This window comes from Streptomyces sp. MGP-P1, assembly GCF_057766565.1.
This window is the reverse complement of record NZ_JBYMEM010000006.1, coordinates 1,197,364-1,212,029: the sequence shown is the minus strand read 5'-3', so window position 1 is coordinate 1,212,029 and position 14,666 is coordinate 1,197,364. Positions and strand designations below refer to the sequence as shown.

The following is a 14,666-nucleotide window of genomic DNA, read 5'->3' as shown; positions in this document are numbered from 1 at the left end:
CTCAGACACCCAACAACGTGCCCGACACAACCGATCCACCACCACGTTCCACGCCCCGAAGAGCAGTACTAGCCGTGATCAACCTGCCGTGCCGAATAGTCAACGTTCCACCCATGAGCAACCAGCACCGAACATTCGCCGGTGTACTGGCCTCTGACCAGACCGAAGCCTGGTAAGAAGTGCTCCTTAGAAAGGAGGTGATCCAGCCGCACCTTCCGGTACGGCTACCTTGTTACGACTTCGTCCCAATCGCCAGTCCCACCTTCGACAGCTCCCTCCCACAAGGGGTTGGGCCACCGGCTTCGGGTGTTACCGACTTTCGTGACGTGACGGGCGGTGTGTACAAGGCCCGGGAACGTATTCACCGCAGCAATGCTGATCTGCGATTACTAGCAACTCCGACTTCATGGGGTCGAGTTGCAGACCCCAATCCGAACTGAGACCGGCTTTTTGAGATTCGCTCCGCCTCGCGGCATCGCAGCTCATTGTACCGGCCATTGTAGCACGTGTGCAGCCCAAGACATAAGGGGCATGATGACTTGACGTCGTCCCCACCTTCCTCCGAGTTGACCCCGGCAGTCTCCTGTGAGTCCCCATCACCCCGAAGGGCATGCTGGCAACACAGAACAAGGGTTGCGCTCGTTGCGGGACTTAACCCAACATCTCACGACACGAGCTGACGACAGCCATGCACCACCTGTATACCGACCACAAGGGGGGCACCATCTCTGATGCTTTCCGGTATATGTCAAGCCTTGGTAAGGTTCTTCGCGTTGCGTCGAATTAAGCCACATGCTCCGCTGCTTGTGCGGGCCCCCGTCAATTCCTTTGAGTTTTAGCCTTGCGGCCGTACTCCCCAGGCGGGGAACTTAATGCGTTAGCTGCGGCACCGACGACGTGGAATGTCGCCAACACCTAGTTCCCAACGTTTACGGCGTGGACTACCAGGGTATCTAATCCTGTTCGCTCCCCACGCTTTCGCTCCTCAGCGTCAGTAATGGCCCAGAGATCCGCCTTCGCCACCGGTGTTCCTCCTGATATCTGCGCATTTCACCGCTACACCAGGAATTCCGATCTCCCCTACCACACTCTAGCTAGCCCGTATCGAATGCAGACCCGGGGTTAAGCCCCGGGCTTTCACATCCGACGTGACAAGCCGCCTACGAGCTCTTTACGCCCAATAATTCCGGACAACGCTTGCGCCCTACGTATTACCGCGGCTGCTGGCACGTAGTTAGCCGGCGCTTCTTCTGCAGGTACCGTCACTTTCGCTTCTTCCCTGCTGAAAGAGGTTTACAACCCGAAGGCCGTCATCCCTCACGCGGCGTCGCTGCATCAGGCTTTCGCCCATTGTGCAATATTCCCCACTGCTGCCTCCCGTAGGAGTCTGGGCCGTGTCTCAGTCCCAGTGTGGCCGGTCGCCCTCTCAGGCCGGCTACCCGTCGTCGCCTTGGTAGGCCATTACCCCACCAACAAGCTGATAGGCCGCGGGCTCATCCTTCACCGCCGGAGCTTTTAACCCCGTCCCATGCGGGACAGAGTGTTATCCGGTATTAGACCCCGTTTCCAGGGCTTGTCCCAGAGTGAAGGGCAGATTGCCCACGTGTTACTCACCCGTTCGCCACTAATCCACCCCGAAAGGCTTCATCGTTCGACTTGCATGTGTTAAGCACGCCGCCAGCGTTCGTCCTGAGCCAGGATCAAACTCTCCGTGAATGTTTACCCGTAATCGGGTGCACACATCACGAGAGCGGAACAACCGGTCGGAATAAGACCCGCTGTTCACAACGTCCTCGCTGTGTCATTGCCTACCGGCCACCGAAGTGGACCCGTAGGACTTTCAAAGGAACCACCAACCTGCCGAAGCAGGCCGGGGTATCAACATATCTGGCGTTGACTTTTGGCACGCTGTTGAGTTCTCAAGGAACGGACGCTTCCTTCGGTCCCGTTTCACCGGGGCCCTCCGGGCGCTTCCCTTCGTTTACTTCTTTGTCTTGCTGTCTTGCGTTTCCGACTCTATCAGACTCTTTCGTGTCCGATTCCCGGTCGAAGCGGGTCTCGCATCTCGCTTTCCAGTTCCTCCGCTTTCGCGTTCTCCCTTTCCGGCGAGTCCGACTTTACCAGACTCTTTTTCGTTCCGTTTCAGGTCCGAATTCGATTTCTGGTGGCCTGCGGGGTGGCCTTGCCTTTCGGCGGATCCGACTTTATCAGAGATTCTGAGTCGGAATTCCCGCCTCGTCAGGGGCTCTCCAGGCGCACGAGTGCGCGCGGTGCTTCCCGTTCAGGCGGAGACGTAAACGTACTGGAGCGGGGCTCCCCGATGCAAATCGGGGGCCCCGCTCCAGGTCAGGCGGTCGTGAGGGATCAGACCTCGACGACGACCGGAAGGATCATCGGACGCCGGCGGTAGGTGTCGGACACCCACTTGCCGACGACCCGGCGGACCATCTGCTGGAGCTGGTGGGGCTCCATCACGCCGTCCTGCGCCGACTTGTCCAGGGCTTCCTGGATCTTCGGCGTGACGGCCACGAAGGCGCCGTCGTCGATGCCGGAGCCCCGGGCCTGGATGTGGGGGCCGCCCACGATCTTGCCGGAGGAGCTGTCGACCACGATGAACACCGAGATGATGCCCTCGTCGCCGAGGATGCGGCGGTCCTTGAGGGAGGTCTCGGTGACGTCTCCGACGGAGAGGCCGTCGACGTAGACGTAACCGGCCTGGACCTTGCCGACGATCTTCGCCTTGCCGTCGATGAGGTCGACGACCACGCCGTCCTCGGCGATGACGATGTGGTCCTTCGGCACGCCGGTGAGGGCGCCCAGTTCGGCGTTGGCGCGCAGGTGGCGCCATTCGCCGTGGACCGGCATCAGGTTCTTCGGCTTGCAGATGTTGTAGAAGTACAGCAGCTCGCCGGCCGAGGCGTGGCCCGAGACGTGGACCTTGGCGTTGCCCTTGTGGACGACGTTGGCACCCCAGCGGGTCAGGCCGTTGATCACGCGGTAGACCGCGTTCTCGTTCCCCGGGATCAGGGACGACGCCAGGATCACCGTGTCGCCCGGGACGATCCGGATCTGGTGGTCGCGGTTGGCCATCCGGGAGAGGGCGGCCATCGGCTCACCCTGCGAGCCCGTGCAGACCAGCACGACCTCGTCGTCCGGGAGGTCGTCGAGGGTCTTGACGTCGACGACCAGTCCGGCGGGAACCTTCAGATAGCCCAGGTCCCGGGCGATGCCCATGTTGCGGACCATCGAGCGGCCGACGAAGGCGACCCTGCGGCCGTACTCGTGTGCGGCGTCCAGGATCTGCTGGATGCGGTGCACGTGGCTGGCGAAGCTCGCCACGATGATGCGCTTCTGGGCGTTCGCGAAGACCGTGCGCAGGACGTTGGAGATGTCCCGCTCCGGCGGCACGAAGCCGGGAACCTCGGCGTTCGTGGAGTCGGAGAGGAGGAGGTCGATGCCTTCCTCGCTCAGCCGGGCGAACGCGTGCAGGTCGGTGAGACGGCCGTCCAGCGGTAGCTGGTCCATCTTGAAGTCACCGGTGGCCACGGCCATGCCCGCGGGGGTGCGGATGGCGACGGCGAGAGCGTCCGGGATGGAGTGGTTGACCGCGATGAACTCGCAGTCGAAGACGCCGATGCGCTCGCGCTGGCCCTCGGTGACCTCGAGGGTGTACGGGCGGATCCGGTGCTCCTGGAGCTTCGCCTCGATGAGCGCGAGGGTCAGCTTCGAGCCGATGAGGGGGATGTCCGGCTTCAGGCGCAGCAGGTACGGGACACCACCGATGTGGTCCTCGTGACCGTGCGTGAGGACGATGCCCTCGATGTCGTCCAGGCGGTCCCGGATCGTGGTGAAGTCCGGAAGGATCAGGTCGATGCCCGGCTGCTCCTCCTCGGGGAAGAGGACGCCGCAGTCGACGATGAGCAGACGGCCGCCGTACTCGAAGACCGTCATGTTGCGGCCGATCTCGCCCAGGCCGCCGAGCGGGGTGACCCGCAGGGCGCCCTTCGGGAGCTTCGGCGGGGTACCGAGTTCAGGATGCGGATGACTCAAAAGACTCTCCTTACCACGCACGCCACGTACCGCTGAGGCACGTGGCGCGCATGTCATTCGTGCACTTGCTGTTGTCTTGGGGTGGTGCTCGATGCGAGTCGCCTCGCGTGTTCAGTTGTGAAGTCTGTGTTCAGAGCAGTCGGTGCTCAGAGCTGTACCCCGCCGGCGGCAAGATCGATCTTGAGCTGGGCCGTCTCCTGTGCGCTGAGCTCCACCAGCGGCAGGCGCAGCGGTCCGGCAGGGAGTCCCTGGAGGGTCAGGGCGGCCTTCGTGGTGATGACGCCCTGGGTACGGAACATCCCGGTGAAGACCGGGAGCAGCTTCTGGTGGATCTCGGTGGCCTTCTGGACGTCGCCGCTCACGTACGCGTCGATCAGGGCCCGCAGCTCGGGGGTGACCATGTGGCCGACCACGGAGACGAAGCCCACCGCGCCGACCGAGAGGAGCGGCAGGTTGAGCATGTCGTCGCCGGAGTACCAGGCGAGTCCCGATTCGGCGATGGCCCAGCTGGCGCGGCCCAGGTCGCCCTTGGCGTCCTTGTTCGCGACGATCCGCGGGTGGTCGGCCAGCCGGACGAGGGTCTCCGTGTCGATCGGCACCCCGCTGCGGCCGGGGATGTCGTACAGCATCACGGGCAGGCCGGTGGAGTCGGCGATGGCCGTGAAGTGCCGGAGCAGGCCCTCCTGCGGCGGCTTGTTGTAGTACGGCGTCACGGCGAGCAGCCCGTGGGCGCCGGTGCGCTCGGCCGTGCGGGCGAGCTCGACGCTGTGCCGGGTGTCGTTGGTGCCGATGCCGGCGACGACATGCGCTCGGTCGCCGACCGCGTCGAGCACCGCCCGTACGAGCTGGTCCTTCTCCGCGTCACTGGTGGTCGGGGACTCACCGGTGGTGCCGTTGACGATCAGACCGTCATTGCCTGCGTCCACCAGGTGGGCGGCAAGCCGCTGGGCGCCGTCGAGGTCGAGAGCGCCGTCCGCCGTGAAGGGCGTGACCATAGCGGTGAGGACCCGCCCGAAGGGGGTCTGCGGAGTGGAGATCGGAGCCATGGGTAACACGCTACTCGCTGCTCAGCACGGGGGGTCCCCTCGGGGGGACGGGGAAGAGGAGCCCGGCACTGCCTGCTCGGGGGTTCAAGCAGTGCCGGGTCCGTTTGTTCAGCCTAGATGAACTTCTCGAAACGCCGCAATACGGACACCGCCTACGGGGCTACCCGTCCATTTTTGTTGAAGGCCGCATGAGTGAGCGGCATGAGCTGCTCCCAGTGGGCTTCCATCTGCTCGCCGACCATCTCGATCTCGCGCTGCGGGAAGGACGGAACCTGCGCCAGCTCGTGCTGGGTGCGCAGGCCGAGGAAGTGCATCAGGGAGCGCGCGTTGCAGGTGGCGTACATCGTGGAGAAGAGGCCGACGGGCAGGACCGCTCGGGCGACCTCGCGGGCCACGCCCGCGGCCAGCATCTCCTGGTACGCCGCGTAGGAGGCCCGGTAGGACTCCTCCATGGCGCGGGTCGTCAGGTCGTACTGCTCCTCGGTGCCCTCGACGAACTCGTACTTGCCGGGGCGGCCCTGCTGGACCAGCTTGCGGGAGGTTCCGGGGACGTAGAAGACCGGCTCCAGCTCCCTGTAGCGGCCCGATTCCTCGTTGTAGGACCAGCCGACGCGGTGCCGCATGAACTCGCGGAAGACGAAGATCGGGGCGCTGATGAAGAACGTCATCGAGTTGTGCTCGAACGGGCTGCCGTGCCGGTCCCGCATGAGGTAGTTGATGAGCCCCTTGGAGCGCTCGGGGTCCTTGGTGACCTCTTCGAGCGACTGCTCGCCGGCGGTGGAGACCCGGGCGGCGAACAGCACGTCCGCGTCGCGCGCGTCGCTCTTCACCAGTTCGACGGTGACGTCGCTGCGGAAGTGGGGCTTTGCGGGTTCGGGAGTGTCGGTCACCGACAGGGGTCCTTCCAATGGCGTCGCTCTGGCGGCGACCACTTTACGGGCCGCCGGCATGCGTGCATGCGCCGACCTCGGGCAGCCGTTCGTGGAGTTCCCCCAACAAGTACGGCGATTCGGGCACCGATCCGGTCTCTCGTACGTCTGACTCATTAGCAGCACCCGTCACTGAGATCAAGGAGAGTTTCCTCATGTTCCGCCGGCGTGAAGCCGTCCCGTTCTCGTTCGTCGCCGAGTCCGACCGATTCCGCAGTAATGTCACTCCCCCTCCCTCGGCCCGCGCCACCGTTCCCGAACTTCTGGGGCGGTCCCTCGTCGGGCTGACCGTGGTCGCCGGTCTCGTGGGCTCGCTGCTGCTGGGGATCCCCGCTCTCGACCCCGAACAGCCTCCGAAGCACGGCAAGCAGTCCGAGGCGTCCCAGGGTCGCTGACTCGTACGGACCCCCTGGGGTGGTCGGGCCGGTGGCACTCTCGGTAGCCTCACCGGGCACAGCAATCGAGCGTGCTTGTGAGTGAGGATGAGTCGTGCCCCTGCCCTTTCTGACGGCCGACCGCGCATTCGACGCGAGCGCGGAGGACGTCGCGCTGCCGTTCGACGACCACGACAGCTGGCGGCGGCCCTACCGCCCCGGCCCGTGGCGGGTCGCGGCGGCGGCCACCCTGTTGTTGCTGGCCTCGTTCGTTCTGCTCGCGGCCATGATCATCGGTGTGGCCGGAGCGCCTTCCGGCGCCACCGTGTGCCTGGCTCTGGCCGGTGCGCTGATCGCCGCCGCCCTGCGACTGCTGCGGGTCGGCGCGTGGGTCAGCCGTCATGGAGTGCGGCGCGTCGCGTTCTTCCGGACCACCACGGTGGCCTGGAGCGGCACGTCCGCGGTTCGTACGGTCCAGCAGCCCGTGAAGTGGATGGGTCTTCCCCGTACGGTCCAGGGCCAGGCGCTCGTCGTGGTCCGGCAGAGCGGTGAGACGCTGCCGCCGCTGACGACCGACCACAACGCGGACTTCCTAGGGCGTGAGGAGGCGTTCGAGCGGGCCACGGACGCGGTGGAGGCCTGGGCGGACGAGTACCGCCAGGTGTGAGCCATCGCTTGTACGCAGATGAGGCCGGGGCCCCTTGTGGAGTCCCGGCCTCATCTGCGTACGCGGGGAAAGATGTCCTCAAGCGCCGGACGGACCGGTTGGTGCGTCCGGGCTCGGTGGTGCGGGGGTGTCGGACGCGCCGGAGGGTGCGGGCTCGTCGGGCGTGGCAGAAGCGCTCGTCGGGCTGGACCGGTGCAGTGCGATGGCCCTCTGCATCGCCTTACGGGCTCTCGGCGTGTCCCTCGCGTCCTGGTAGGCGACCGCCAGCCTGAACCAGGTGCGCCAGTCGTCCGGGGCGTCCTCCGTCTCCTCGCGGCGCTTGGTGAAGACCGCGTCGGCGGCGTCCCGGTCGATGCGGCCGGACGGCGTGCGGGCCAGGTCGTCGACCGGCAGGCCGCCCTCCGCGTCCAGCTCGGCTGCCAGGGCGTTGGCGCGGCGGACGAACTGGGTGTTCTTCCAGAGGAACCAGACGCCGATCACCGGCAGGATCAGCACGGCGACGCCGAACGTGATCGTGACCAGCGTGCCGTGCCGGATGAGCATCAGGCCGCGGCTGCCGACCAGGACGAAGTAGAAGACCAGGACGGCGGCCGTGACGATGTAGGTGATCTTTGCGCGCATGAGGGGCTCAGTCAGTTCAGGTCGAGGAAGTGTTCCAGGCCGAACGTGAGGCCGGGAGTGGTCACCACGCGGCGGACGCCGAGCAGGATGCCCGGCATGAAGCTGCTGTGGTGGAGGGAGTCGTGGCGGATGGTGAGGGTCTCGCCCTCGCCGCCGAGGAGCACTTCCTGGTGGGCCAGCAGGCCGCGGAGCCGGATCGCGTGGACCGGGACGCCGTCGATGTCCGCGCCGCGCGCGCCGTCCAGGGCGGTGGCGGTGGCGTCCGGCTGGGGTGCGCTGCCCGCCTTGGCGCGGGCCGCCGCGATGAGCTGGGCGGTGCGGGTGGCGGTGCCGGAGGGGGCGTCGACCTTGTTGGGGTGGTGCAGTTCGACGACCTCGACGGACTCGAAGTAGCGGGCGGCCTGCTCCGCGAACTTCATGGTCAGGACGGCGCCGATGGAGAAGTTCGGGGCGATCAGGACGCCCGTCCCCGGGGAGTCGTCCAGCCAGGTGGTCAGCTGCGCGAGCCGTTCGTCGGTCCAGCCCGTGGTGCCGACGACGGCGTGGATGCCGTGCCGGACGCAGAAGTCGAGGTTGCCCATCACCGACGCGGGGGTGGTGAGCTCGACGACTGCCTGGGCGCCGGTGTCGGCGAGGATCTGCAGCTGGTCGCCCCGGCCCAGGGCCGCCACCAGCTCCAGGTCGTCGGCGGCCTCGATCGCCCGGACGGCCTCGGAGCCGATGCGGCCCTTCGCACCGAGAACGGCTACGCGCAGCTTGCTCATCTTGATTCCTTAAGGGATTAGGAGACCGCTTCGTGGAGGCGGTCCGCCTGCTTGTCCTTGAGCGGGCCGATGACCGAGAGCGAGGGGCGTCGGGTGAGGAGTTCGCCCGCCACCTCCCGTACGTCGTCGGGGGTGACCTCCGCGATGCGCGCGAGCATGTCGTCGACGGACATCTGCTCGCCCCAGCACAGCTCGCTCTTGCCGATACGGTTCATCAGCGCGCCCGTGTCCTCCAGGCCGAGGACGGTGGAACCGGAGAGCTGCCCGATGGCGCGGGCGACCTCGTCGTCGTCGAGGCCGTGCGTGGCGACCCGGTCCAGCTCGTCGCGGCAGATCTTCAGGACGTCGTGGACCTGGTTCGGGCGGCAGCCCGCGTACACGCCGAAGAGGCCGCAGTCGGCGAAGCCCGAGGTGTACGAGTACACGCTGTAGGCCAGGCCGCGCTTCTCCCGGACCTCCTGGAAGAGGCGGGAGCTCATGCCGCCGCCGAGGGCGGTGTTGAGGACGCCGAGCGCCCAGCGGCGTTCGTCGGTGCGGGCGAGGCCGGGCATGCCGAGGACCACGTGGGCCTGCTCGGTCTTGCGGTTCAGCAGCTCGACCTTGCCGGCGGTGCGCAGGGTGCGGGAGCCCTCGCGGGGCGCCATGGGGACGGCGTCGTGGCGGGAGAGGGCCCCGGCGCGTTCGAAGGCCTTGCGGACCTGTCGTACGACCGTGGCGTGGTCGACGTTGCCGGCGGCGGCGACGACGAGATGGGTGGGGTCGTAGTGCTTCTTGTAGAAGCGGGCGATCTGGCCGCGGTTCAGCGCGTTGATCGTGTCGACGGTGCCGAGGACGGGGCGGCCGAGGGGGGTGTCGCCGAGCATGGTGTGCGCGAACAGGTCGTGCACGCAGTCGCCCGGGTCGTCCTCGGTCATCGCGATCTCTTCGAGGATGACGCCGCGCTCGGCGTCGACGTCCTCGGGGGCGATCAGCGAGCCGGTCAGCATGTCGCAGACGACGTCGATGGCCAGCGGCAGGTCGGTGTCCAGGACCCGCGCGTAGTAGCAGGTGTACTCCTTCGCCGTGAAGGCGTTCATCTCGCCGCCGACCGCGTCGATGGCGGAGGAGATGTCGAGGGCGGTGCGCTTGGCGGTGCCCTTGAAGAGGAGGTGTTCGAGGTAGTGGGTCGCACCGTTCAGGGTGGGCGTCTCGTCGCGGGAACCGACGTTGGCCCAGATGCCGAAGGTGGCGGACCGGACGGAGGGCAGGGTCTCGGTGACGATCCGCAGACCGCCGGGGAGGACGGTCCGGCGGACGGTGCCGATGCCGTCCTTGCCCTGGAGAAGCGTTTGGGTACGGGCGACGGCCCGTCCCTCCGAAGAGGGGCGGGCCGTCGTCGCGGAACTACGGGACGTCACTTGTCGGTGTCGTCCTTCGTCTCGTCCTCTTCACCCTCGACGACGGGGATGAGGGAGAGCTTGCCGCGGGAGTCGATCTCGGCGATCTCGACCTGGACCTTCGCGCCGACGGCGAGCACGTCCTCGACGTTCTCCACGCGCTTGCCACCGGCGAGCTTGCGGATCTGCGAGATGTGCAGCAGACCGTCCTTGCCCGGCATCAGCGAGACGAACGCACCGAAGGTGGTGGTCTTGACGACCGTACCCAGGTAGCGCTCGCCGACCTCCGGCATGGTCGGGTTGGCGATCGCGTTGATCGTGGCGCGGGCGGCCTCGGCCTGCGAACCCTGCTGGGCACCGATGTAGATGGTGCCGTCGTCCTCGATCGTGATGTCGGCGCCGGTGTCCTCCTGGATCTGGTTGATCATCTTGCCCTTCGGGCCGATGACCTCACCGATCTTGTCCACCGGGATCTTGACGGTGATGATCCGCGGGGCGTTCGGGGACATCTCGTCCGGGACGTCGATGGCCTCGTTCATGACGTCCAGGATGTGCAGACGCGCGTCACGGGCCTGCTTCAGCGCGGCGGCCAGGACCGAGGCGGGGATGCCGTCGAGCTTGGTGTCGAGCTGGAGCGCGGTCACGAACTGCTTCGTGCCGGCGACCTTGAAGTCCATGTCGCCGAAGGCGTCCTCCGCACCGAGGATGTCGGTGAGGGCGACGTAGTGGGTCTTGCCGTCGATCTCCTCGGAGATCAGGCCCATGGCGATACCGGCGACGGCGGCCTTGAGGGGCACACCGGCGTTCAGCAGCGACATGGTGGAGGCGCAGACCGAGCCCATGGACGTCGAGCCGTTGGAGCCCAGCGCCTCGGAGACCTGGCGGATCGCGTAGGGGAACTCCTCGCGCGAGGGGAGGACCGGCACGATGGCGCGCTCGGCGAGCGCTCCGTGGCCGATCTCGCGGCGCTTGGGCGAGCCCACGCGGCCGGTCTCGCCGACGGAGTACGGCGGGAAGTTGTAGTTGTGCATGTAGCGCTTGCGGGTCACCGGGGAGAGGGTGTCCAGCTGCTGCTCCATCCGGAGCATGTTGAGGGTGGTGACGCCCAGGATCTGGGTCTCGCCACGCTCGAACAGCGCCGAGCCGTGCACGCGCGGGATGGCCTCGACCTCGGCGGCGAGCGTACGGATGTCCGTGACGCCACGGCCGTCGATGCGGACCTTGTCCTTGATGACGCGCTCGCGGACCAGCTTCTTGGTCAGCGAGCGGTACGCGGCGGAGATCTCCTTCTCGCGGCCCTCGAAGGCCGGGAGAAGCTTCTCCGCAGCGATCTCCTTGACGCGGTCCAGCTCGGCCTCGCGGTCCTGCTTGCCGGCGATGGTGAGCGCCTGCGTCAGCTCGGAGGTGACGGCCTTGGCGAGCGCCTCGAAGACGTCGTCCTGGTAGTCCAGGAAAACCGGGAACTCGCCGACCGGCTTTGCGGCCTTGGAGGCCAGGTCCGACTGGGCCTTGCAGAGCGCCTTGATGAAGGGCTTCGCGGCGTCCAGACCGGCGGCGACGATCTCCTCGGTGGGAGCCTCGGCGCCGTCCTTGACGAGCTGGATGGTCTTCTCGGTGGCCTCGGCCTCGACCATCATGATCGCGACGTCGCCGTCCTCCAGGACGCGACCGGCGACGACCATGTCGAAGACGGCGTCCTCGAGCTCGGTGTGCGTCGGGAACGCGACCCACTGGCCCTTGATCAGGGCGACGCGGGTGGCGCCGATCGGGCCGGAGAAGGGCAGCCCCGCCAGGATGGTGGAGCAGGAGGCGGCGTTGATCGCGACCACGTCGTACAGGTGGTCGGGGTTGAGCGCCATGATCGTCTCGACGATCTGGATCTCGTTGCGCAGGCCCTTCTTGAAGGAGGGGCGCAGCGGCCGGTCGATCAGGCGGCAGGTGAGGATCGCGTCCTCGGAGGGCCGGCCCTCACGGCGGAAGAAGGAGCCGGGGATCTTGCCGGCCGCGTACTGCCGCTCCTCGACGTCCACCGTGAGGGGGAAGAAGTCGAGGTTGTCCTTGGGCCGCTTGGAAGCGGTGGTGGCCGACAGCACCATGGTGTCGTCGTCCAGATACGCGACGGCGGAGCCTGCGGCCTGCTTGGCCAGGCGGCCCGTCTCGAAGCGGATGGTGCGGGTGCCGAAGGTTCCGTTGTCGATAACGGCCTCGGCGTAGTGGGTCTCGTTCTCCACTAGTGATTTCTCCATACTCGTCGTCTTTCGTCCTCACGCCCGTGTGGCGGGGGACGGTGCGGGAGAGGCGCACCGTGGATGCGGGCCGGTCTTCGATCGAAGCTCCCGGGCATGTTCCCGGGGGCCACTACCGAGGACCGGCGGCGGCGTCGTCGCGCCTCTCCCTCGTTCTTGCGTTTCTGCGTTTCTGCGTTTTTCGCTCGCGCGTTCCCGCTGATGCGTTCCCGGGCGAGCGGGTGTCACTCCACCCAGGTTACTGAGCTTGACACCGGTCGTGCACGTACGGCAAAGGGAGCGGTCCCCTCAACGCGGGAACCGCTCCCTTTCCACAGCGTCCTTACTTGGCGCCGCCGGCCGCGCCACGGCGGATGCCGAGGCGGTCGACGAGCGCACGGAAGCGCTGGATGTCCTTCTTGGCCAGGTACTGCAGGAGGCGGCGACGCTGGCCGACCAGGATCAGCAGACCACGACGGGAGTGGTGGTCGTGCTTGTGCGTCTTGAGGTGCTCCGTCAGGTCCGAGATCCGGCGGGAGAGCATGGCGACCTGGACCTCGGGGGATCCGGTGTCACCCTCCTTCTGGGCGAACTCGGACATGATCTGCTTCTTCGTAGCGGCGTCGAGCGGCACGCGTACTCCTCTTGATGTTCGAAGCGCCCACGAGTGCCCCTGGTCTTGATCTCAGGGGAGCTTCCGTGACTCGGAGGCGAAGGTCCGATGAGCGCAGCCCCCAGGATGATCCGAGGACGCGTACACAAACGGCCACTGGACAGAGTACCAGCCATTCGGGTCACGCCTCACCGCTGGTCAGCCGCTGTCCGCCGCTGATCGGCCACCGCCCGCCCGCCCGCCCTCCGCTGATCGGCCGGTGGCCCTCGATGATCAAGCGGTGCCATCCAGCGGCGTTCGGTGCCTTCCGGTGCTCAGTTGATGATCAACTGGTGATCAGCTGGTGAGGGCCCGGATCGAGTGGTAGACGTCGAAGACCGCGAGGCAGAGCGGGAGCAGGGTCAGCAGGACGACCGTCTCGGCGATCTCCAGGAAGCGTCCCCAGAACGGGGTCACCCCCTTGCGCGGCACGATGAGGCCGATGGCGGTGATCAGGACGGCGACGCCGGCGACCGCGGCGGCGAGCCACACCGTACGGATGGCCAGTGCGGCGCCCTCGCCGCGCAGCGCGTCGTGCATCATGGCGACCGGCGGGTTCAGGGAGAGCCCCAGGCCCAGCAGGACGAGGGAGCCGAGGCCGGCGGCGAGCGCGCAGCCGACCTGGGCCGTGTAGCGGAACAGATGGGCGCGCATCAGCATGGCGACGCCGGTGGCCAGGGCGAGCAGCTGCCCCCAGACGTTGTTCGAGAATCCCAGCACCGCGGCGGCGGCCACGGCGACCAGGGCGCAGCCGCCGACCAGGCCGAGGAGCAGTTCATGGCCGCGCCGCGCCTGGGCGGCGAGGCGTACGGCGTCCACCGGGCCCGTGGACGCGGGCTCGGAGGTCCCGTAGTCGCCGACCGTGGTGCGGGGCGGCTCGAACCCGATGGGCAGCCGGGCGAAGCGGGTGGAGAGTCCCGGCAGGAAGGCGAGGGCCCCCACGGCGAGCGGGGAGCACACGGCGGCGGCCTCGATCGGCCTCATGTCGCTCAGGATCGCGATGAAGGTGACCAGGAGGCCGACGGCGCTCGCGAAGACGAACGCGACGAACGGCCCGTCCCCGCCGGGCGCGACGATCATCAGAATGACCGCCACCACCAGGACCGCCGCACAGGCGAGCAGGAATTGCAGTCGTCCGACGCCCTGCCCGGCGCTCAGGGGCAGCAGACCGGAGCCGGCCACCGCCGCGTTCACCAGGGCCCCGGTGCCGAGCGCGATGGACGAGGCGCGGTCGTCGTACACCCGCGCACGCACACAGGCGAAGGCGAGCAGGAGCAGGGCGACGACGGCGGCCAGAATTCCGGGCAGGCCGTTCATGTCGTGGCGCGGGTCGGCCGTCCACAGCACGAAGCCGAGCAGCGTCAGCAGGACGGAGCCGCCGAAGAGGCCGGCTCCGCGCATGAGGGCGTCGCCCCAGAGCGTGCGGTCCTTGGACACGGCGGTGGCGACGGCGTCCGACACGTCGTCGAAGACGGCGGGGGGCAGTGATTCGGAGAAGGGCCGCATCGACAGCAGCTCGCCGTCGAGAATGCGGTGGCCGGCGAGCGTACGGGCGCTGTCCAGGACCGTGCCGTCGCGGCGCACCAGGTGGTAGCCGACGGGTGCGCCCGGAGCAGGGCTCTGTCCGGACAGCCGGAGGATCTCGGGATACAGATCGGCTACGGGGATGTCCTCGGGCAGGGCCACGTCGACACGGCTGTCGGGCGCGACGACCGTGACCCGGCAGAATCCGGTGCCGCTGCCGGACGGGGTCCCGTGACTCTGCCGACCGGGTCCGGTGGCTGCCGCTTGGGCCGTCATGGTCACCTGTTGCTCCCCCTACTACTGGCTTGACGCTTGACTAGCTTGTTCCGCGCTTCTACTGCTGTTCGTCCTGCTGCTGTTCTGTTCTACGGCCGCAGTTCTACGACTGCGGTTCTACCGCAGCTGTTCTACCGCCGTCGTTCTCCGCAGTTGTTCTAC

Annotated in this window: 11 protein-coding genes and 1 rRNA gene; 2 read left to right on the top strand and 10 right to left on the bottom strand. The window is 67.3% G+C overall.

Annotation, left to right across the window (positions count from 1 at the left end; genetic code table 11):
- Positions 1-190: 190 nt before the first annotated feature.
- The 4 genes from AC3CH1_RS21145 to thyX all read right to left on the bottom strand — a co-directional run bounded on the left by AC3CH1_RS21145 (position 191) and on the right by thyX (position 5,986).
- A 16S ribosomal RNA gene (locus tag AC3CH1_RS21145) occupies positions 191-1,716 on the bottom strand.
- Between the two features lie 648 nt (positions 1,717-2,364).
- A complete protein-coding gene (locus tag AC3CH1_RS21140; protein WP_210936229.1) occupies positions 2,365-4,050 on the bottom strand; it encodes a ribonuclease J in 1,686 nt (561 codons plus the stop codon).
- A 146-nt stretch (positions 4,051-4,196) separates the two neighbouring features.
- Positions 4,197-5,096, bottom strand: a complete 900-nt coding sequence (gene dapA, locus AC3CH1_RS21135; protein WP_488464327.1) for a 4-hydroxy-tetrahydrodipicolinate synthase — start codon at positions 5,094-5,096, stop codon at positions 4,197-4,199.
- A 152-nt stretch (positions 5,097-5,248) separates the two neighbouring features.
- Complete coding sequence (gene thyX, locus AC3CH1_RS21130; RefSeq protein ID WP_488464326.1) at positions 5,249-5,986, bottom strand: FAD-dependent thymidylate synthase; 738 nt, start codon at positions 5,984-5,986, stop codon at positions 5,249-5,251.
- Between the two features lie 194 nt (positions 5,987-6,180).
- On the opposite strand from thyX, the gene AC3CH1_RS21125 reads away from it, so the two are divergent.
- Together AC3CH1_RS21125 and AC3CH1_RS21120 are read left to right on the top strand one after the other, a co-directional pair.
- A complete protein-coding gene (locus tag AC3CH1_RS21125; protein WP_488464325.1) occupies positions 6,181-6,420 on the top strand; it encodes a hypothetical protein in 240 nt (79 codons plus the stop codon).
- A gap of 94 nt (positions 6,421-6,514) precedes the next feature.
- Positions 6,515-7,066 carry a hypothetical protein gene (locus tag AC3CH1_RS21120; RefSeq protein WP_007453247.1) on the top strand — a complete coding sequence of 184 codons (552 nt, stop codon included), beginning with the start codon at positions 6,515-6,517 and terminating at the stop codon, positions 7,064-7,066.
- Positions 7,067-7,144: 78 nt separating this feature from the next.
- On the opposite strand, the gene AC3CH1_RS21115 is transcribed toward AC3CH1_RS21120, so the two are convergent.
- From AC3CH1_RS21115 to eccD, 6 genes are all read right to left on the bottom strand, one after another.
- Positions 7,145-7,687, bottom strand: coding sequence for a hypothetical protein (locus AC3CH1_RS21115; RefSeq protein ID WP_488464324.1), 543 nt, complete (start codon positions 7,685-7,687; stop codon positions 7,145-7,147).
- An 11-nt stretch (positions 7,688-7,698) separates the two neighbouring features.
- The gene (gene dapB, locus AC3CH1_RS21110) at positions 7,699-8,451 is read right to left on the bottom strand and encodes a 4-hydroxy-tetrahydrodipicolinate reductase (RefSeq protein WP_488464323.1); all 753 of its coding nucleotides are present in this window, start codon (positions 8,449-8,451) and stop codon (positions 7,699-7,701) included.
- 17 nt (positions 8,452-8,468) lie between these two features.
- Positions 8,469-9,848, bottom strand: coding sequence for a M16 family metallopeptidase (locus AC3CH1_RS21105; RefSeq protein WP_488464322.1), 1,380 nt, complete (start codon positions 9,846-9,848; stop codon positions 8,469-8,471).
- A complete protein-coding gene (locus AC3CH1_RS21100; RefSeq protein WP_488464458.1) occupies positions 9,845-12,058 on the bottom strand; it encodes a polyribonucleotide nucleotidyltransferase in 2,214 nt (737 codons plus the stop codon). The genes AC3CH1_RS21105 and AC3CH1_RS21100 overlap by 4 nt, the downstream gene beginning before the upstream one ends.
- A gap of 337 nt (positions 12,059-12,395) precedes the next feature.
- A complete protein-coding gene (gene rpsO / locus AC3CH1_RS21095) occupies positions 12,396-12,686 on the bottom strand; it encodes a 30S ribosomal protein S15 (RefSeq protein ID WP_003965855.1) in 291 nt (96 codons plus the stop codon).
- 315 nt (positions 12,687-13,001) lie between these two features.
- Positions 13,002-14,504, bottom strand: a complete 1,503-nt coding sequence (gene eccD, locus AC3CH1_RS21090) for a type VII secretion integral membrane protein EccD (RefSeq protein WP_488464457.1) — start codon at positions 14,502-14,504, stop codon at positions 13,002-13,004.
- Positions 14,505-14,666: the final 162 nt, after the last annotated feature.